17 protein-coding genes are annotated in these 19,594 nt (G+C 67.2%); 10 read left to right on the forward strand and 7 right to left on the reverse strand.

Translation table 11 applies throughout. The annotated features are described in order from the left end of the window. Window positions 1–189 precede the first annotated feature (189 nt). Window positions 190–735, reverse strand: a complete 546-nt coding sequence (locus ACLQ28_RS24055) for a GntR family transcriptional regulator (protein WP_425688568.1) — start codon at window positions 733–735, stop codon at window positions 190–192. A gap of 45 nt (window positions 736–780) precedes the next feature. Between ACLQ28_RS24055 and ACLQ28_RS24060 the strand changes: the two genes are divergently transcribed. The 3 genes from ACLQ28_RS24060 (at window position 781) to dnaE (ending at window position 6,307) form a co-directional block, all read left to right on the forward strand. Further along, window positions 781–1,083, forward strand: a complete 303-nt coding sequence (locus ACLQ28_RS24060; protein WP_425688530.1) for an HNH endonuclease — start codon at window positions 781–783, stop codon at window positions 1,081–1,083. After that, on the forward strand, window positions 1,083–1,568 hold the full coding sequence (locus tag ACLQ28_RS24065; RefSeq protein ID WP_425688531.1) for an SMI1/KNR4 family protein: 486 nt from the start codon (window positions 1,083–1,085) through the stop codon (window positions 1,566–1,568). Before ACLQ28_RS24060 ends, ACLQ28_RS24065 begins: the two co-directional genes overlap by 1 nt. A gap of 1,208 nt (window positions 1,569–2,776) precedes the next feature. Further along, the gene (gene dnaE, locus ACLQ28_RS24070) at window positions 2,777–6,307 is read left to right on the forward strand and encodes a DNA polymerase III subunit alpha (protein ID WP_425688532.1); all 3,531 of its coding nucleotides are present in this window, start codon (window positions 2,777–2,779) and stop codon (window positions 6,305–6,307) included. Window positions 6,308–6,394: 87 nt separating this feature from the next. Here the strand turns inward: dnaE and abc-f are convergent, their stop codons facing one another. Further along, window positions 6,395–8,032 carry a ribosomal protection-like ABC-F family protein gene (abc-f, locus tag ACLQ28_RS24075; RefSeq protein WP_425688533.1) on the reverse strand — a complete coding sequence of 546 codons (1,638 nt, stop codon included), beginning with the start codon at window positions 8,030–8,032 and terminating at the stop codon, window positions 6,395–6,397. Between the two features lie 297 nt (window positions 8,033–8,329). Here abc-f and ACLQ28_RS24080 point away from each other — a divergent pair, with 297 nt between their 5' ends. Then, window positions 8,330–8,698: a type II toxin-antitoxin system RelE/ParE family toxin gene (locus ACLQ28_RS24080; RefSeq protein WP_425688569.1), complete on the forward strand. Its 369-nt coding sequence runs from the start codon at window positions 8,330–8,332 to the stop codon at window positions 8,696–8,698. Beyond that, complete coding sequence (locus tag ACLQ28_RS24085) at window positions 8,698–9,012, forward strand: transcriptional regulator (protein ID WP_196922256.1); 315 nt, start codon at window positions 8,698–8,700, stop codon at window positions 9,010–9,012. Before ACLQ28_RS24080 ends, ACLQ28_RS24085 begins: the two co-directional genes overlap by 1 nt. A 195-nt stretch (window positions 9,013–9,207) precedes the next feature. Here ACLQ28_RS24085 and ACLQ28_RS24090 read toward each other — a convergent pair whose 3' ends face one another. The 3 genes from ACLQ28_RS24090 to ACLQ28_RS24100 all read right to left on the reverse strand — a co-directional run bounded on the left by ACLQ28_RS24090 (window position 9,208) and on the right by ACLQ28_RS24100 (window position 11,847). Then, window positions 9,208–9,396, reverse strand: a complete 189-nt coding sequence (locus tag ACLQ28_RS24090; RefSeq protein WP_425688534.1) for a hypothetical protein — start codon at window positions 9,394–9,396, stop codon at window positions 9,208–9,210. Between the two features lie 97 nt (window positions 9,397–9,493). Beyond that, a complete protein-coding gene (locus ACLQ28_RS24095) occupies window positions 9,494–10,189 on the reverse strand; it encodes a response regulator (RefSeq protein WP_425688535.1) in 696 nt (231 codons plus the stop codon). Beyond that, the gene (locus ACLQ28_RS24100; protein WP_425688536.1) at window positions 10,186–11,847 is read right to left on the reverse strand and encodes an ATP-binding protein; all 1,662 of its coding nucleotides are present in this window, start codon (window positions 11,845–11,847) and stop codon (window positions 10,186–10,188) included. The genes ACLQ28_RS24095 and ACLQ28_RS24100 overlap by 4 nt, the downstream gene beginning before the upstream one ends. A 16-nt stretch (window positions 11,848–11,863) precedes the next feature. Between ACLQ28_RS24100 and ACLQ28_RS24105 the strand changes: the two genes are divergently transcribed. From ACLQ28_RS24105 to ACLQ28_RS24120, 4 genes are all read left to right on the forward strand, one after another. Then, entirely contained in the window at window positions 11,864–13,252 is a 1,389-nt protein-coding gene (locus ACLQ28_RS24105; protein ID WP_425688537.1) for a cation:dicarboxylate symporter family transporter, read from the forward strand. 432 nt (window positions 13,253–13,684) lie between these two features. Next, the gene (locus tag ACLQ28_RS24110; RefSeq protein WP_425688538.1) at window positions 13,685–14,551 is read left to right on the forward strand and encodes a hypothetical protein; all 867 of its coding nucleotides are present in this window, start codon (window positions 13,685–13,687) and stop codon (window positions 14,549–14,551) included. After that, window positions 14,536–15,741 carry a hypothetical protein gene (locus ACLQ28_RS24115; RefSeq protein ID WP_425688539.1) on the forward strand — a complete coding sequence of 402 codons (1,206 nt, stop codon included), beginning with the start codon at window positions 14,536–14,538 and terminating at the stop codon, window positions 15,739–15,741. The genes ACLQ28_RS24110 and ACLQ28_RS24115 overlap by 16 nt, the downstream gene beginning before the upstream one ends. 41 nt (window positions 15,742–15,782) lie before the next feature. Continuing rightward, window positions 15,783–16,349 (forward strand): NUDIX hydrolase, encoded by a 567-nt coding sequence (locus tag ACLQ28_RS24120; RefSeq protein WP_425688540.1) that lies wholly within the window; start codon window positions 15,783–15,785, stop codon window positions 16,347–16,349. Window positions 16,350–16,352: 3 nt separating this feature from the next. On the opposite strand, the gene ACLQ28_RS24125 is transcribed toward ACLQ28_RS24120, so the two are convergent. Beyond that, the gene (locus ACLQ28_RS24125) at window positions 16,353–17,777 is read right to left on the reverse strand and encodes a helix-turn-helix domain-containing protein (RefSeq protein ID WP_425688570.1); all 1,425 of its coding nucleotides are present in this window, start codon (window positions 17,775–17,777) and stop codon (window positions 16,353–16,355) included. A 218-nt stretch (window positions 17,778–17,995) separates the two neighbouring features. Here ACLQ28_RS24125 and ACLQ28_RS24130 point away from each other — a divergent pair, with 218 nt between their 5' ends. Beyond that, on the forward strand, window positions 17,996–18,205 hold the full coding sequence (locus ACLQ28_RS24130; RefSeq protein WP_425688541.1) for a hypothetical protein: 210 nt from the start codon (window positions 17,996–17,998) through the stop codon (window positions 18,203–18,205). A gap of 281 nt (window positions 18,206–18,486) precedes the next feature. On the opposite strand, the gene ACLQ28_RS24135 is transcribed toward ACLQ28_RS24130, so the two are convergent. Next, window positions 18,487–19,476: a helix-turn-helix domain-containing protein gene (locus ACLQ28_RS24135; RefSeq protein ID WP_425688542.1), complete on the reverse strand. Its 990-nt coding sequence runs from the start codon at window positions 19,474–19,476 to the stop codon at window positions 18,487–18,489. Between the last annotated feature and the right edge of the window lie 118 nt (window positions 19,477–19,594).

A 19,594-nucleotide genomic window follows, 5' to 3' on the forward strand; every position in this document is an offset into this window, starting at 1 on the left:
AAGGGATCGTCACGGCCTTGGCCGGTGGATTGGGGGCGACTTTTCGATAGGGAGCTTGGGTGTTGGTGGGCGTGCGCGCGGGGCCGTAGGCCGTAGCGCGTGCGCGCGGCCCGGCCGACAGGCCGGGCCGTCTTGATCTGGTGAAGCAATTCTTAGCCCAGTGGCTCCGTCGGTGGCGGGGCTGCTGGGCTACGCCTTGGGGTTGCGTCGCTTCGTCGACCGATCGGCGGCAGGGGCGTTGCTAGTGGTGCCGGCGGCTCGTCCGAGGTTGGCTTCGTAGGCGGCGAGGTCGTCGGCGAGGTCGGTGTGTGCTTGTTGGAGGGTGGCGAGTTCCTCGGTGGCTTGCCAGGCGGCGGCGGTGTCCTTGTTCATGAACGCGTCGACGATCTTGCCGCTGATGCGGTCGCGTTCGAGTAGATAGAGGGCGAGGCGCCGGTTGAGTGCCGGGTCGTCGCTGATGACCGGCGTCTGGGTTGTCGCGGCGATGGGCCGGCCGTCGGCGTCGGTGCCGATGCGTTCGGGTGCTTGGGGGTGGACGAAGGTGCCTTTGCCGACGACGGCGTAGGTGAGGCCGCGGTGTTGCAGCTCGCGTAGCGCCCTTTGGGCGGTCATGGAGGCGACGCCGTAGGTGTCGGCCATGCGCCGGGCAGTGGGTAGGACGTCGCCGGGGGCGAGTTTGCCGGTGCGGATCTGATCGACGATGTGATCGCCGGAGACACGCCAGTACTCGTCCATAACTGCGGTGGATCCATCTGCGGGCATAAGGATCATTGCCTCTGTATGACCGGAGGAGTCCCCCAGACCCGCAATGGCCATTTGGCTGGAAAGGATCATCCGGTAACCGGAGTTCCATTCGATCGGCAGGGCTTTCCTGACTTTTCTGCGTGGCGTCATCCCACAGTTTTGGACGTCCGGATTACTCTCACCGGGAGCCGATCGCGAGACTTCACAGCAGCCAACAATGCGGCTGGTCTCAGGAGTACTCCAAGTGGGTATACGTGGCATCATCATCAAGACCGTGGACTGATGCAGCTCGTGGATAGGCAAGTTCATGCGAAGACTGGGCACAATGGAGGCTTCTAGTGATTGATCCATTTGAGGATGATGACTACTACACGGGGCCCCAGCTTGAAGATTCGATGATCATCCGAGCGGAGGCTGACTTGGGCGTTCGGTTGCCTCGTAGCTACGTCGCGCTTATCTCGCTCCGAAACGGCGGGACGCCTCAGCGTCGCTGTTTCCCAACGGCCTTTCCGACCTCCTGGGCTGAGGATCATTTTGAGATCAGTGGCATTCGAGGCATCGGAGGTGACTGGGGGATTGACTCATCGGCGGGGATGGGAAGTTACCAGATGATTAAGGAGTGGGAGTATCCGAACATCGGAGTAGTTATTTGCGACACGCCAACGGCTGGGCAGGACACTGTCATGCTCGACTACACGGATTGCGGGCCAGCGGGTGAGCCTGCCGTGACCTATGTTGACGAGGATCGTATTCCGCGGCGTGTGGCTGACAGCTTCGAGGCCTTTATCAGTCAGCTAGTCTCGTGTGACGAATTCGAGGAATAAGGACGCGATTCGCCATGCGGCACCCCGGTTGGGCCACGTAACCGGGGTGCCGCTATTTGTGTGGATGGTTGTGACTGCGCATTGGCGTTGCCGTCAAGGTTGCCGTCACGGATGGAACCCGTGTTGCCGATCAATCGATGATTGGTCCATCCTCATTCAGGTGCCGAGACGCCGGGTCAGATTCGTTGGGCTCACCAGTAAGTGGGGGTGAGGGATGATCGCCGGTGAGGACGCGGTTGTCGTCGTAGGGCTAGCGGATCTGGCACCCGCAGTCGGTCGGATGCTTGACGCCCTCGGAAAACGTTGGCCAGTGATGCTGGTGTCGATCAACGATGGTGAGCGACGGCACGGGTTTCCCAGTGGCGGGCCGATACCGTCACACTGCCCGAGTCGCGGGGAGATGTGATTGTGGCGCGCGACTCGGCGCTCCGTGACGCATGGGATGAACATGGATACTTCACCGATCCGAAAGGACAGGGCCCCCTGACCATCTACTACGAGCCGTGCGAGACAGGTCTGATCAAGGCCGTCATGCGGGAGGAGCCGTGCTGACGAGATCCTCAATACGGATTCCCTCCCTCCGATGCGCTGCTTTGAAGATGGTTGCTCGATGCTCACCATCATCACTCCTGATGTGGCGCCCGTTTTTCGCGATTGCGTGCTTGATCTGCTGCGTCAGGCCGTAACCGAGATGAGCTGAATCGCTTGAGTGAATTAGCTCAGCGGCGGAGGCCGTCCACGAACTGTCTCGTTTCGGCTCTGACGCCGGCGAGGGGATCGGCGGCCACGTAGGATGGACTGGCAACGGAGTGACAGCATTAATTCACGTATCGGTGTCACTCCCTTATGCGTAGAAGTGCGTGGCTTGCTCCTGACGCGACGGCCGCTGTGCGTTTCCGGTGCTTCGGCGCGTCAGCGTCGTGGCGTCGACGTCCGGAACCCGACGCGGTCGTTAACCCGTGAAGGGATCGTCACACGTAGGCTCGGGGCCCCGTCAAGTGTTACCTGGCGGGGCCTCGTGTGTCGCGATGGTAAAAGGGCGCGCCTTCTATGATGGGGGACTGCGCAAGGGATGGGTCGTCGCCGTCTGCGACGAGACGAGGGCCACGCCCGTCGGCGCGGACGGTGGAGCCACCGAGATCACCTCGGTAGGGTGGGTCCCGGTCGGCTCCGACCATCAAGATCCACACCGCCGGGGGGCGCCACGCATGGCCGATTCGTTCGCGCATCTGCACGTGCACACCGAGTATTCGATGCTCGACGGAGCGGCCCGCCTCAAGGACCTGTTCGTCGAGGCCAAGCGGCTCGGCATGTCCGCCGTGGCGATCACCGACCACGGCAACATGCACGGCGCGAACGACTTCTACAACCAGGCGATGGCCGCCGGGATCACCCCGATCCTGGGCGTCGAGGCGTACGTGGCTCCGGAGTCGCGCTATCACAAGGCGCGGGTCAAGTGGGGTCGGCCGGAGCAGAAGAGCGACGACGTCTCCGGTAACGGCGCGATCACCCACAAGACCATGTGGGCGAAGAACGCGCAGGGCCTGAAGAACCTGTTCACCCTCAACTCGCGCGCGTCCATGGAGGGGCACTACATCAAGTGGCCCCGGATGGACATGGAGCTGATCGCCGAGTACGCCGAGGGGATCATGGCCACCACCGGCTGCCCGTCCGGCGCGGTTCAGACCCGGCTGCGGCTGGGCCAGTTCGACGAGGCGCTCAAGGTCGCCGCCAACTACCAGGACATCTTCGGCAAGGACAACTACTTCGTCGAGATCATGGACCACGGGCTCTCCATCGAGACCCGGGTCCGTGAGGGGCTCACCGACATCGCCCGCAAGTTGAACATCCCACCGGTGGTCACCAACGACTCGCACTACACGGTCGAGGAGCAGGCCACCGCGCACGACGTGCTGCTCTGTGTGCAGACCGCCAGCAACATCGACGACCCCAACCGGTTCCGTCTCGAGGGTGGCGGCTACTTCATCAAGAGCGCCGACCAGATGCGCGGGGTGGACTCGTCGGAGCTGTGGCAGGAGGGTTGCCGCAACACGCTGCTGGTCGCCGAGAAGGTCGACCCGACCGGCATGTTCGAGTTCCACAACCTGATGCCGCGTTTCCCGGTGCCCGAGGGGGAGACCGAGGAGTCCTGGTTCCGCAAGGAGACCTTCGTCGGCCTGGGCCGCCGCTACCCGAACGGCATCCCGGAGGGGCACGTCGTCCAGGCCGAGTACGAGCTGGGCGTCATCAACCAGATGGGCTTCCCGTCGTACTTCCTCGTGGTCGCCGACTTCATCCAGTGGGCGAAGAACCAGGGCATCGCGGTGGGTCCGGGCCGTGGTTCGGCCGCCGGCTCGCTCGTCGCGTACGCGTTGGGCATCACCGACCTGGACCCGATCCAGCACGGGCTGATCTTCGAGCGGTTCCTCAACCCCGAGCGGGTGTCGATGCCGGATGTCGACATCGACTTCGACGAGCGTCGGCGCGGTGAGGTGATCAAGTACGTCACCGACAAGTGGGGCGAGGACAAGGTCGCCCAGATCGCCACCTTCGGCACGATCAAGGCGAAGGCCGCGATCAAGGACTCGGCCCGGGTGCTGGGTTACCCGTACGCGGTCGGCGACCGGATCACCAAGGCGATGCCGCCGGCCGTGATGGGCAAGGACATCCCGCTCACCGGCATCTTCGACACGAAGCATCCCCGCTACGCCGAGGCCGGCGAGATCCGTGGCCTGTACGACTCCGACCCCGACGTCCGCAAGGTGATCGACACCGCCAAGGGCATCGAGGGGTTGATCCGGCAGACCGGTGTGCACGCCGCCGGCGTCATCATGTCCGCCGAGCCGATCATCGAGCACATCCCGTTGATGCGCCGCGACGCCGACGGGGCGATCATCACGCAGTTCGACTACCCGACCTGCGAGTCGCTCGGCCTGCTGAAGATGGACTTCCTCGGCCTGCGCAACCTGACGATCATCGACGACGCGGTCAAGAACATCGAGCTCAACCACGGCCTCAAGCTCGATCTGCTGGCCCTGCCGCTGGATGACCCGGCCGCGTACGAGCTGCTGGCCCGTGGTGACACCCTGGGCGTGTTCCAGCTCGACGGTGGGCCGATGCGGTCGCTGCTGCGGTTGATGAAGCCGGACAACTTCGAGGACATCTCCGCCGTCCTGGCGTTGTACCGGCCCGGCCCGATGGGCGTCGACTCGCACACCAACTACGCGCTGCGCAAGAACGGCCTCCAGGAGATCACGCCGATCCACCCGGAGTTGGAGGAGCCACTACGGGAGATCCTCGCGCCGACCCACGGCCTGATCGTCTACCAGGAGCAGGTGCAGCGCGCCGCGCAGATCCTCGCCGGCTACACCCTCGGTCAGGCGGACCTGCTGCGCCGGGCGATGGGTAAGAAGAAGAAGGAGATCCTCGACAAGGAGTTCATCCCGTTCCGGGACGGCTGCCGCGAGCGCGGCTACTCCGACGAGGCGATCCAGGCGGTGTGGGACGTCCTGGTGCCGTTCGCCGGGTACGCCTTCAACAAGGCGCACTCCGCCGCGTACGGCCTGGTCTCCTACTGGACCGCGTACCTGAAGGCGCACTACCCGGCCGAGTACATGGCCGGTCTGCTCACCTCCGTCGGTGACGACAAGGACAAGATGGCGCTCTACCTATCCGAGTGTCGCCGGATGCGCATCCAGGTGCTGCCGCCGGATGTGAACATCTCGGCCGGCCCGTTCACCCCGGTCGGCACGGACATTCGCTTCGGCCTGGCCGCGGTGCGCAACGTCGGCGCGAACGTGGTCGCCTCGGTCATGCGGTGCCGCGAGGAGAAGGGCGACTACACCGACTTCTACGACTTCCTGTCCAAGGTGGACGCGGTGGTCTGCAACAAGAAGACAATTGAATCGCTGATCAAGGCCGGTGCGTTCGACTCGATGGAGCACCCGCGCAAGGGTCTGCTCGCGGTGCACGCCGACGCCATCGACGCGTACGCCGACGTCAAGCGCAAGGAGGCGGTCGGCCAGTACGACCTCTTCGGTGCCGGCTTCGGTGACGGTGACACCGGCAGCACGACGGTGATGCCAACCATCGGTGACAGCGAGTGGGACAAGCGCGACAAGCTGGCGTTCGAGCGGGAGATGCTCGGCCTGTACGTCTCCGACCACCCGTTGTTCGGCCTGGAACACATCCTCGGCGCGGCGGCCGACACCACAATCGCCTCCCTGGCCGAGGACGGCGCGGTGCCCGACGGGGCCGTGGTCACCCTCGCCGGCATCCTCTCCGGGGTGCAGCGCCGGGTCACCAAACAGGGCCGGGCCTGGGCCTCGGCCACCCTGGAAGATCTGGCCGGTGGTGTGGAGACGCTGTTCTTCCCCAACACCTACGAGGTGATCGGGCAGTACATCGCCGAGGACGCCATCGTCGTGGTCAAGGGTCGGGTGGACCGCCGCGACGACACCCCACGAATCATGGCGATGGACATGTCCATGCCGGACGTCAGCACCAGCGCCACCAACAAGCCGGTCACCCTCACGATCCCGGTGCACCGGTGCACACCACCGCTGGTGGAAAAGCTCAAGGAAACCCTGGTGCTGCACCCCGGCGACACCGAGGTGCACGTCAAGTTGCAGAACGGCGGGCGCACCACCACCCTGCGGCTGGGCCCGTTCCGGGTGGCGGCGACGACCGCGCTGATGGGTGACCTGAAGAGCGTCCTCGGCCCCGCCAACGTGAGCTGACTGGGCAGCGGCCCGGCCGGCGTGAGTTGACCGGGCCGCTGCCCGGCCGGCGTGCGCCGGGCCGGGCCGCGACCTTCCCGACCGGGCTCAGCCCTGCTCGGGGGCGCTGATCTCCCGCAGTTGGCCGTCGGCCAGCCGCAACCAGCGCTGCACGCCGATCTCGGCCAGGAACCGTTCGTCGTGGCTGACCACGACAAAGGCCCCCTGGTACGCGGACAGCGCGCTCTCCAACTGGGCGACGCTGACCAGGTCCAGGTTGTTGGTCGGCTCGTCGAGCAGCAGCAGTTGCGGCGCGGGGTCGGCGCAGAGCACACAGGCGAGGGTGGCGCGCAGCCGCTCGCCGCCGGAGAGCACCCCGACGGGCAGGTTCACCCGGGAGCCCCGGAACAGGAACCGGGCGAGCAGGTTCAGCCGCTTCGCGTCCGGCACGCTCGGCGCGTACGCGGCGAAGTTCTCCGCCACCGTGCGGTCGAGGTCCAGCAGGTCCAGCCGCTGCGACAGGTACGCGATCCGCCCGTCGCCGTGCTTGCGCTCACCGCCCGCCGGTTCGAGATCGCCGTTGATCAGGCGTAGCAGGGTCGACTTACCGACGCCGTTCGCCCCGGTGAGCGCGATCCGCTCTGGCCCGCGGATCACCAGGTCGGCGCCGTTGCCGCCGAACAGTTCCCGGCCGTCGAAGCGGGCCCGCAAACCCTGCGCGGTGAAGACCGTACGGCCGCCTGGGACGGTGGTGCCCGGCAGCTCGACGTTGATCCGGTCCTCCTCGCGCAGCGCCCGGCCGGCCTCGTCGAGCCGGGCCTTGGCCTGACCGAGTCGGGCGGAGTGCGTCTCGTGCGACTTTCCGGCGGACTCCTGCGCGTTGCGCTTCATGGTGCCGGCGAAGATCTTCGGCAGCCCGGCGTTCTTCAGGTTCTTGGAGGCGTTGCTGGCCCGTCGGTCGGCCCGCTCCCGGGCCTGCTGCATCTCTCGCTTCTCCCGCTTGACCTCCTGCTCGGCGTTGCGCAGGTTGCTCTCGGCCACCTCGCGCGCCGCCTGCACCGCCTCGGTGTACGCGGTGAAGTTCCCTCCGTACCAGCGGATCTCGCCGTTATCCAGCTCGGCGATGCGGTCCATCCGGTCGAGCAACTCCCGGTCGTGGCTGACCAGCAGCAGACACCCAGGCCAATCGGTGAGGACGTCGTAGAGCTTGTGCCGGGCCTCCAGGTCCAGGTTGTTTGTCGGTTCGTCGAGCAGCAGCACGTCCGGACGCCGGAGCAGTTGCGCCGCCAGGCCGAGGGAGACGACCTGGCCACCGCTGAGGGTGTGCAGCCGGCGGTCGAGTGACAGGTCACCCAGGCCGAGCCGGTCCAACTCGGCGCGGGTGCGCTCCTCGATGTCCCAGTCGTCGCCGATCGTGGCGAAGTGCTTCTCGCTGGCGTCACCGGCCTCGATGGCGTGCAGCGCCGTGATCCGCTCGGCGACGCCGAGCACCTCGGCCACGGTCAGATCTCCGGCCAGCGGCAGGGTCTGCGGGAGGTAGCCGAGCAGGCCATCGACGGTGACACTGCCGCCGCTGGGGCGCAGCTCCCCGGCGATCAGCCGCAGCAGAGTGCTCTTGCCGGCGCCGTTGGGCGCGACCAGCCCGGTGCGGCCGCCGGGAACGGAGAAGGACAGCTCCGCGAAGACCGGAGTGTCGTCCGGCCAGGAGAAGGACAGGTTCGAGCAGACGATGAACGCATCAGACATGCGAGTGACCTCAAAGGGTGGGGTGGGCGCGCCGAAGCCGCCCGACAAGACGGGGACCGGTGGAACGACGACATGGCCACGGCGGCTGCGCAGACGCGCGCCGAACTGGTGGCCGAACACATCCGGTATCACCCGGAGATGTCGTCGTCACCCGCCATGTCTGGTCTCCCCAGTCGTGTCGCTAACCCAACGCGGCAAGTCTAACAACGGATCTTCCGTCCGCCACCACTAAAGGACGCACCGCTCCGTGTATAGGCCAGGCTATAGTTGCTCCATGTCTCATGAGCCGCCACGTCGCTGGGCGATCAGGACGACAACCGATGCCGCGACTGGTTGCGATCCCTGCGGGAGGCCGACCCGTCGACGTACCGGTCGGTCAACGTAGCGATCGACATGCTTGCGGAGACCGGTCCGGGCCTGGGGCGTCCACTGGTTGACACCCTCAGGGGTTCGACCATCAGCAACCTCAAGGAACTCCGGCCGAGATCTGGAAGGGACGTCGCCGTCCGAGTGCTGTTCGTCTTCGATCCCTGGTCCCAGGCCGTGCTGCTAGTGGCCGGCAACAAGGCAGGAGATTGGAATCGCTGGTACGAAAAGGCGATTCCGGTGGCTGAGATTGCGTATGAGGGCTGGCTTGCCTTCGAGAGGAAACGGAGGGAGGTCTGATGAGCGACTTCCATGACTGGAATGACATCCGGGCTGAGCTGCACGACGGGGACGATGAGGCGCTCGACGTAGAACGTGCCCGTACCGAGGCGTGGATCAGCGCCTTCCACCTTGCCGAAGAGCGGAAGCGGCTGGGTCTGACCCAGCGGCAGGTGGCCGAGCTGATGGGTGTCACGCCCGGCCGAGTCAGCCAGATCGAGAACGGTGATCTGGAGGCCAACGAGGTCGCGACGCTGAGCCGATATGCACGAGCGCTCGGCGCCCGGATGCGGATCATCTTCGACTACGGCGACGACCTCCGTCAGATCGCCTGACTTGCTCGGTGTGGTAACGGCACTGCCTCTGCTTCGTTTCGGCAGCGCGCGGAGGTCAACCGTAGCTAGTGGCGTCGGACCGAAGTGCGGAACCGAGAACTGAGGCATGCGTCAACCAAGGTCGCCGCTCGGACTACCGCGAAATCAGCTCCCCGACGCGCCGCCGAGTGCAGCCTGGCGGCTTGACGGCGATGCTCACGCGGCACCGGCCCGCCGGGAGACGTACAGGTCGGCGAGGAACTCGTCCAACTCGTCGTCCGACTCGAACAGGTCCGGACGGGCCAGGTCGTCCACGGAGGCGATTGGTCGAATGCCCTGAGGACGGGCCAACTCCTCGGCTGGCACATGCTCAGCCGTCGGCCACTCGGCGTTGCTTGACGTCACGGCTCACCTCCTGGTATCGGCTCGTCGTCGATTCTCCCACCTCCCACATCGACAGATCGCACCTCGCGGCCGGTGTCGAGTCGGAGTCTCGGCACGCTCACCGGGGTCGGTACTCGACCTCGGGGCGGCCGGGGGTGCCGTAGCGGGGGCTGCGCGCAACCCGGTCGATGGTCACCAGGTATTCCAGGTAGCGGCGGGCGGTCACCCGGGAGATTCCGGTCAGCCCGCTCACCTCGGTCGCCGACAGGCCCACCCCGGTGCGAGTCCCGTCGGTGAGCGCCGCGCGTACCCGATCGAGGGTCTGCGCGTCGAGCCCTTTGGGCAGGCTGAGCCCGGCGGTGCCGCGCAGGGTGGCGAACATCTGGTCCACCTCGTGCTGGGCGGCCACCTCACCGTCGGCGAGGGCCTGCGCGCGGTAGTCCGCGTACCGTTCCAGCTTGTCGCGGAACGCGGCGAACGTGAACGGTTTGAGCAGGTAGTGGGTCACCCCGAGAGACACCGCGGTGCGCACCACCGCCAGGTCCCGCGCGCTGGTCACCGCGAGCACGTCGACGCTGCTGCCGGCCGCGCGCAACGCCCGGCAGACGTCCAGGCCGTGCAGGTCGGGCAGCCGAAAATCAAGGAGTACGAGGTCGATGTCGCCGCCACCGTTGGCGCGCAGTGCCGCCATCGCCGCCCGTGCGGTGTGCGCCACCCCGACCACCACGAAACCCCGAACCCTTTCGGTGTACGCGCTGTGCGCCTCGGCGAGCAGCGGCTCGTCCTCGACGACAAGCACCCGGATATCGCTCATGACCGCTCACCTTCACCCGGCAGCCGGACGGTGAACAGGCTGCCGCCGTCATCCGAGCGAGCCACGTCGCAGCTACCACCGTGCCGGCGGACCACCTGCCCGACCAGCGCCAGGCCGAGGCCCCGGCCAGTGCTCTTGGTGGACCAGCCGCGCCGGAACGCGTCGGCCACCCGCTCCGGGGCCAGTCCCGGGCCGCTGTCGGCCACCCGCACCACCAACGCGTCGTCGACAGCACCGACGAAGACCCGCACCCGGCGTGGTGCCGGCGTGCCGGCCACCGCCTCCAGGGCGTTGTCGACCAGGTTGCCGACCACGGTGAGCAGGTCGCCGGTCGGCAGTGGGCTGTCGTCGAGGCGGCAGTCCGGGTCGATGACCAGGTTGACCCCGCGCTCACCGGCCTGCGCGGACTTGCCGAGCAGCAGCGCCGCCAACGCCGGTTCGGTCACCGCGCCGACCACCCGGTCGGTCAGCTGCTGGGCGAGCGCCAGGTCCCGGGTGCCGAGCCGAACGGCCTCGTCGGCGCGGCCCAGCTCCACCAGCGTCAGTACGGTATGCAGCCGGTTGGCCGACTCGTGGGTCTGGGCCTGCAACGCCTCGGTCAATGCGCGCACCGAATCCAGCTCACTGGCCAGCGCGCGCAGTTCGGTCTGGTCGCGCAGGGTCAGCACGGTGCCGAGCACCGCGCCCTCGAAGCGGGTGGTCCGTTGGTTGGCGACGAGCACTCGGTCACCGGCGAGGACGGGTTCGTCGCGGGCGTCGCGCCCGGAGCCGAGCAGGTCGGCCACCGCGGGCGGTAGGTCGACCCCGGCGACCGGCTGGTCGATCACCGGCGCGTCCGCGTCGAGCCCCAGCAGCCGGCGACCCTCGTCGTTGACCAGCGCCACCCGTCGGTCGACGGTCAGCACGACGAGGCCTTCGCGCACCGAGTGCAGAACCGCGTCGTAGTACTCGTACATCCGGGTCATCTCCGCCGGTCCCAGACCGTGCGTCTGGCGACGCAGCCGGCGGCTGAGCAGCCAGGAGCCGGTCGCGGCGAGTGCGAGAGCCGGTGCGGCGACACCGAGCAGCACCCGCAACTCGCCGAGCAACTTACGGTCGATATTCCGGGTCGTGATGCCGACCGAGACCAGACCGACAATGCGCTGCCGCTCGTCGTACACCGGAACCACCGCACGCACCGACTCACCGAGCGTGCCGACGTTTGTGGTGGTGAACGGGTGGCCCGCCAGGGCGGGCCCGATTTCCCCGACGAACGGCTTGCCGATCAGGTCCCGGGTCGGATGTGAGAAGCGGGTGCGGTCGGGGGCCATCACCACCACGAAGTCGGTGCCCGTCGTCTGCCGGGTCGATTCGGCGTACGGCTGGAGGACGCTCGGCGGATCGGCGGCCGTGAGGGCCGCGCGGACGTCGGGGGAACTGGCCACGGTCTGCGCCACCGCGAGCACCTCCTCCTCTGCCGCCTGTTGGGAGTCGGTGCGGGCCAGCCAGACGGCGCCCGCCGCGCCGGCCAGCACGAGCAGCGTCACCACCATCGCCTGGAGGGCAAAGAGTTGCCCCGCGATGCTCCACTGGCGTCGGGCCACCTCCACCACCTCCTTGTAGCGCTGCTGCTGTCGCGGTGAACAGAATGACCGCAAGGCTGTCAACGGGTGAGACACGGTTCACATTGTCGACATGGACACCACCGCACCCGCCACCTCACCGGCACCGCCGGTCCGCCGGGACCGTACCCGTTACCTCTACCTGGCCGTCATCGTGGCCGTGTTGGCCGGCATCGTGGTTGGCCTGGTCGCCCCCGATTTCGGCAAGGAACTCAAGCCGATCGGCACCGGCTTCGTCAACCTGATCAAGATGATGATCAGCCCGGTCATCTTCTGCACCATCGTGCTGGGCGTCGGCTCCGTCCGGCAGGCCGCGAAGGTCGGCAAGGTCGGCGGCCTCGCCCTCGGCTACTTCCTCACCATGTCGACCGTCGCGCTGGCCATCGGCCTGGTGGTCGGCAACCTCATCCACCCCGGCTCCGGCCTGGACCTGGGCCAGGACCTCGCGGGCGCGGGCAAGGCCGCCGCTGGCGACGAGACCGGCGGGACGGCGGACTTCCTGCTCGGGATCATCCCGACCACGCTGCTGTCCGCGCTCACCGAGGGCGAGGTGCTCCAGACGCTGTTGGTCGCCCTGCTGGTCGGCTTCGCCGTGCAGGCGATGGGCCGGCGCGGTGAGCCGGTGCTGAGCGCCATCGGCGTCATTCAGCGGGTGGTCTTCAAGGTCCTCGCCATGATCATGTGGCTGGCGCCGATCGGCGCGTTCGGTGCCATGGCCGCCGTGGTCGGCGCGACCGGCGTGGACGCGCTCAAGAGCCTCGCCCAGATCATGGTGGGCTTCTACGCGACCTGTCTGATCTTCGTACTGGTGTTCCTGGGCGCGCTGCTCTGGTTCGTGGCGCGGATTTCGATCTTCGGCCTGCTGCGCTACCTCGGCCGGGAGTTCCTGCTGATCCTGTCGACCTCGTCGTCGGAGTCGGCGCTGCCGCGGCTGATCGCGAAGATGGAGCACTTCGGCGTGAGCAAGCCGGTCGTGGGCATCACGGTGCCGACGGGATACTCGTTCAACCTAGACGGTACGGCGATCTACCTGACGATGGCGTCACTGTTCATCGCCGACGCGTTGGGCAAGCCGCTGTCGATTGGCGAGCAGATCTCGCTGCTGCTGTTCATGATCATCGCTTCGAAGGGTGCTGCCGGTGTCACCGGCGCCGGGCTGGCGACGCTGGCCGGTGGGCTCCAGTCGCACCGGCCGGACCTCGTCGACGGGGTTGGGCTGATCGTCGGCATCGACCGGTTCATGTCAGAGGCTCGGGCGCTGACCAACTTCGCGGGCAACGCCGTGGCGACCGTGCTCGTCGGCACCTGGACCGGGGAGTTCGACCGGAACCGCGCGGTCGGGGTGTTGCGCGGCGACGACCCGTTCGACGAGGCGACCATGCTCGACGAGCACGACGACGCGGGCGAGGGGGAGCCGCGCCGGTCCGACGAGCCAGCCGCGCCGGTCGGGGCGCAGGCCTGACGCTGGAGTACCGATCCAACGAGATCGCCGAGTCGACAGGCGGCTTCATTCTGCGACATCCGTCCGACGATCAACGCCCTGGCCAAGTAGCCAAGCCTTGGCCAGGGCCTTCGTTGTCGTCTCGGCGACCCATTGTGGACAGCTCACGTTCGGGACTTTGCGGCTCGACGACCGACCGTACAGTCGGTGGTTATGACAGCAACGCCACCACCCGAGGAGACTTCGGGGCCGAGGCCCGTCAGCGGTGGCGCGTCGCCGCAGGAGCCGGCAACGGCTGGTCCGGGCCCACACGGAGACTCATCGGCAGGTGCTCGACAGCAACAGGCACCCGCTGAGGTCGGGAGCGAAGCCGGCGACGGCTATGAAGCGATCGCCTATGAGCAATTCGGAGCGGGCCCCGGGGCCTCCCGTCGCAAGAACAGGCGCTGGATCGTGGTGTCGGTGGTGATAGGCGTCGTGGTGGCGGCCGTGACCCTGGCAGTCGAAACGGCGCGAGACCATTTCTTCATCCCGTCCACCGTTGCCAAGGAGAACGACTCTCAGAAGAAGGTCGATGCGTCCGAGTTGCCCTTCACGGTGTCCGTGCAGCCGGAGAGGGGCGAGCCAGAATCCTGGACGATGGTCCTCGACCGAGAGTTGACCGCCGACGAAACGCAGAAGATGCAGGACAGCTCGTCCCCCTTCTCGTACCTGCGAAGCCTGGGTGGTCACCCGCTCGGATACGCGTCCTTCCTGAACAACGCCCCGCAGCGATACATGGATCAGCAGACGTCGTCCGGCAGGATGGCAAACATTGACACTTTCAAGATTGCCTTTTTGAGTACCCGTGCTTACCCCGTGATGATCGACGACTGGAAGGTCGTTGATCTCACCTGCGTGAAGAGCAGCAGGAAGACGGTCGTCTCCCGCCCGTCGCAGGGCGGAGCGGCCTACGAAGGGATCAGTCTTCACCTACCGCCCCGCGCCGACGAGCCGGTCCTGACCGACGACACCGAGGGGCAGGGCAAGCCCTACTTCGACAGCCGATTCATCGAGGTCGGAGGCGGCCAATCCGTGGGCGCCCTCCGGGTGGAGGCGATCGCGCCAGCCGGCCAGTCGTGTGAGTGGGGCATCGAGGTCCACTACACCGACGCCCACCATCAGGACGACTACGTCCAACTGAAAGACGGCGACGGGAACCCCCTCCGTATCCACACGGAATCGGCACCCGCGAACCCTCGACAGAAGTGGGTGTTCGGCTCGGTCCCCTGGACGCCATGCCATCTGAACCCTCAGGGAAACCAATGCGATTTGGCGTAGCTCCGAGAACTCTGGCGGTTGCGCTGGCTGTCCTGTGTGCTGCGGCATGCAGTTCGACGCCGAAAGCAGAGCAGGAAGGCACCGACCCGCCCCCTGGGAACCGGGGCAACGACGGGTACGCGCTGCCGGACACCCCGTTCACCCGCAAGGGCGCCGTCATCACCGCGACCTGTTCCATCGGCGCGCGCGCCGCCGCCGTCTCGGTGCAGGCATGGGATCCCGACGGGTGGCAACAACTCGACGAGCGCATGTTCGACATACCGGCCAGCGCGGCTTTTTCCAACTACTCAGGCGTCGAGGCAGTCAACAGCCCGCTCGTGGACCTGTGCCGGCAGAGCACCGACCGCCCGTCCCCCTACCGCGTGGACGACCTGGAACACCTGTCCCCGCGAATCCGCGCCCTCTTCGACCTCGGATTCACCCGGATGGCAGTGGTGTTCCGGGAGCCCGACGGCAAGGCCACACACGCCGGCTCCGTGGCAAGCGGTGATCCCCAGGGCGACGCCGCGGCCCCGAGCGGCGCGACGAGCAACGACGAGCAGAACGCCGCGATGGCGCCCGACGGGCGCAGCGTCTGGTTCACCTACACGAACCCTGCCGGGGAGCAGAGAATCGGATCCCGGGCCATCGAGGGCAAGCAGGACTTGACGGACGAAGGGCCGGCGGCCGGACATGAACTCCCGCTGACCGTCTCGGGAAAACCGCCGCGAGCCATCCAGGCTGACATGGTCCGCGTTTCGCCGAACGGCCGTCGATTCACGGGGTTCGCGCCGAAGGTCTTCGGAAGGATCTTCGACGCCGCAGACTCGTCGAAAGCGCTCATCGGAAAATCGGCCAGCAACGCCACCCTGGTCAGGGACTGTGTCGCCATCGTGGGCTGGATCAGCGACGCCCAGGTGCTGTGCCGCGCCCCGTCCGGGTCGTTCCAGGTCGCGGACGCCCACTCCGGTGACCCCGTAGGCGCCTCGATCGACGTGGTCGACGCCGACGACGGCACCGTCGCCGAGGGGATGGTGGTCTCGGCGGACGGCAAACACTTCATCGCCGCCGTTCACATCCCCAACGATCCGTACGGGGAGCCAGGGCAGCGCCCGGACCTCAGAGTTGTGCCGACCAACCCAGGAGGGGAGATGATCCCGATCTCCAACGACAGCCTGAGTGCCGAGACCGTCTTCCTGGCGTGGTTGTGAGCTGCGGATCAAGCCGGGCGCAGTAAGTCGATAATGAGCCGATGACGGAGAATCAGCCGACCGAGCTGACGCGGTGGACCATCCACGGTGAGCGGGTCGTCGACGACACGCGCCGAGCGCGACTGAGCATCGCCGAGGTGGAGTTGCCCGACGGCGTGCGGTTCGAGCAGTACGTGATCCGGGCGCCTCGTTCAGCCATGGTCGCGGTCGTGGACGAACGACAGCGTCTGCTGCTAATGCGGCGGCACCGATTCGTGTTCGATCGGTGGGTGTGGGAGCTGCCCGGCGGTTACATCGACGAACACGAGCTGCCCGAGGTGTGCGCCGTACGCGAGGTGGAGGAAGAGACCGGATGGCGTCCGTACCAGGTCGAGCCGCTGCTGTCGTTCCAGCCGTGGGTGGGCACTGCGGACGCCGAGAACATGCTCTTCCTCTCCCGAGAGGCAGAGCACACGGGCGGTCCGGTCGATGTGAACGAGGCTGAGCGGGTGGCCTGGATCCCGCTGGCCGACGCGCGTGAACTGGTGGCGCAGGGCGAGATCGTCGGGGCCGGGACGGTGATCGCGGTCTTGGAGTTGGTCGCGCGACAGGCCCGTGGTGAGTTGTAGACGTCAGCGCCGGGTGCCGAGAACCGTGTCCACTCGGCGGATGAACCCTTGGACGGCGCCTCGCTGGCGGTAGGGCGCGAGTTCGGCCTGCAACTCACGTACGTAACCGGCAGCTCTGGCCGATCGAAGCCGTGCGGTCAGGGTCAAGGCTTCCGCACCGACTGCACAGGCCCTCTCGGCATCTCCCTGCTGCGCCTGTGAACAGGCGAGTAGCGCCAGGTTGAAGGCCTTGCCGCGGACGTACCGCTCGTCCATCCGCAGGGAGCGAGCCGCGAAGCGTTCGGCCTGGGCGGGCTTGCCGAGCGCTCGGAAGCAATGTCCGAACTTGGCGGACAGGTAGGCCTCATCGAAGTACCCGAGCCACTGGGGATCGCTGCTCCGGTCGGCCCGGTCGAGGGCAACTTCCGCCTGGTGGAGTGCCACGGTGCAGGCCCGCTCGTCCCTCATCATGGCGTGCGCGTGGGCTTCCGTAACGGACGCCTCTGCCGTCAGTACCGTGAGCCCAGCTCGTATCGCTGTCTGCCTGGCGGCGCGGGCGAGGTCGATGCCGGTGACACCGTGTCCGAGGTACGTCGCCTGATGGCTCATCGCGGCGAGGATCTCCGCGCCCAACCCTGCGTCGCCGGCAGCTTGGGCCAGCTCAAGGGCGCGTGTCAGGTAGAGCTGGGCTACCCCGTGATCGGCGACGTCGTACGCCTGCCAGCCGGCGAGCTGGGTCAGTTCGGCGATCGCGCTGAGAAGCTTCCGCGCGGTCGGCGTCTCGTAGCGGCCGTTCTCGAGCAGTGGCGTCACCTCCTGGTGGAGGTAGCGGGCGACGGCAGCGCGGGAGTGGCCGCCACCGTACTGATTGTCGAGCCGGCGGTAGGTCGCGGACATCTCGCGGATGGTCTCGATGTCGGGTCGATCAACAGTGCGAGAGCCCGCCTGTTCAACGGTTCGAGGGGGAGGCGCAGTGAACCACCTGAGGGCCGGCAGGGTGTAGCCGGCGGAGCTGAACGCGATCTGCCGAACCACGTCTCGACGGTTCACATCGCCTTCCCACAATTGGATGGCGGCGCGGACGTCCTCCCGCCAGGACCGGTTGACAGGAAGGCCACTCTGCCGCTGTCCTTGCGTCGATGCCATGTCGCGATGACATGGGCGACTGCTCTGTGGCGCCAGGCCGAGCGCCATGCGCGCCTCGTCGGGCATTCGGCAACCATCGGCGATGCGCTCCAATACCTCGATGGAGGTCACTTTTCGGCCCGCCGTGACGCGACTGACGTACCCCTGCTCCAGCCCGACCGCCGCGCCGATCCGGGTCTGGCTTGCGCCGGTCAGTTGGCCGATGCGTCGGAAGAGCCCGCCGACGTCACGTCGGCTCAGGGCGTCGCGTACGGCCGGGTCGGACCAAGTGGCGGCCGGAATGCGAAGTGGATCGAGCAGCACAGCGGCTCCCAGCGTGGCGGACTGACTACCCAAGGCCCTCGCTTCGCAGCCTAGGGTCCGAATGTGCGCAGGTCGAGACGGGTCATGTCGCCGTGACATGACTCGTGGACATGGCCAGCGACAGGTAGCGGGCGGGACAGTCCCGGCATGCTTCCGATCGTCCAACCCTCCGCCTGTAGGTGCACTGCTTCGCGTTCCTTGCTCGGCGGGGCGACCCCATGAGAGCCAACTGGGGCGATCCGGAGCGCCGAGTCACGTACGACGAGTACCTGCTCGCGGTCGCGATGACCCTGGCGCGTCGGCACCAGCCGGCCTGGTCGTGGCGGAAATGGCGGCGCGTCTGCCGCTGCGGTGCGGAACTGCCGTGCCTGGCCCGGCACCGCATCCCGATCAGCCGGGGGCACTGGCCGGTGGGGGAGGGGCGATGAAGTCAAGCGCGGCAACTGTCCATGGCCCGGTGTTGCCTCTCTGGAGTTGTAGCGGCTGCGACCAGCCATGGCCGTGCCGTACGCGGCAGCGTGAGTTGCGAGAGGAGTTCGACCAAGCCCCAGTGTCGCTGGCTCTGTACATGGGGGCGCAACTGGTCCGCGCTTCGGCGGACCTGACCTGGGCGCCTGCCGGCTCCCTGCATCGGCGGTTTCTCGGCTGGGTGCGGTGAGCATCCTTCGCGCTGGTGAGGGGGAACGAGCTACGCGCAGCGGCCGCCGGCCTACCGGCCGCGAGCGGAGGGGTCGTCACGGAAGGCTTGGGGAGACATCCCGAAGGTGGCGGTGAAGACTCTGCTGAAGTGCGCCTTCGCGGGAAAGCCCCAGCGGGCGGCGATGCTGTGGATGGGCCGCGCTCGTTGCAGGGGATCGCGCAGGTCGCGTGCGCACCGGTCCAGGCGCTTCGTCCGGATGATCTCAGCGACTGTCTGGTCCTCGGCCTCGAACGCTCGGTGCAGGCTGCGGAGCGAGACGTGGTGCGCGGCCGCGACGGTGCTTGGTGAGAGATTCGGGTCGCCGAGGTGCTCGTCGATGAACGCCTTGACCCGTACGCGCAGGCTGTGCCCGCGTACCTCGGTCGGTAGAGCGTCGGTGAGGTCCAGGTGCTGGGCCACCGCTGCGGAGATCAGGTTCTGCGCAACGGTGCCCAGGAGCGGAACGTCGCTCTCCTGGTACTGCTCTGGGTGGGTCAAGATCTGACGTACGAATTGGCTGAGCAGCACGCCCATCCCCTCGGTGGCGGGGATGTTCGTGCCGAGGAGCTGCGCGATCTTGTCGGGGTGCAGCGGTATGAGACTGTGCGGAACGAGGATCGTCAGGGTGGTCAACAGACTCTCGCGCTGCGACCGCCGCTGATGCGACGACTGATGCGGTCGGGACGTGTCGACGACGGCGAAGTGCCCCGGCGTGAACAGGTTCGCCCGCCGCTCCTGCTCCAACCCGCCATGACCGGACAACGGCAGCGCGAACTGGTACATCTCCGGGTCGCTGCGGCGGATGGATGTGCCGGTCCGCTGCATGTCCAGGGATGGGTACTGCCAGGACGACAGCACGACCTCACCCAGGTTGACGACCTCTGCTCGGGCACGGAAGTCTGCTGCGTGGGCACTGTGGATCCGCATCGGAACCGACTCGCGTGCCACCAGGTCGTGCCAGAATCCGAATCGCTCACCCTCGGGCACCACGATGGTGTCCGCCGAGGCTACGGTGAGCACTGGCCCCCTCGATCCTGTCGATGTCGATGACGCGGCCGTGTTCGAGTCCGGCGTGACGCCCGGCCAAGGCTGCGCTGCCGCACGAGCTTAGCGATGACTCCGAGGTCACCCAGGGCGA

This window comes from Micromonospora sp. DT201 (assembly GCF_049841575.1).
In the GTDB taxonomy this organism is placed as follows: Bacteria; Actinomycetota; Actinomycetes; order Mycobacteriales; family Micromonosporaceae; genus Micromonospora.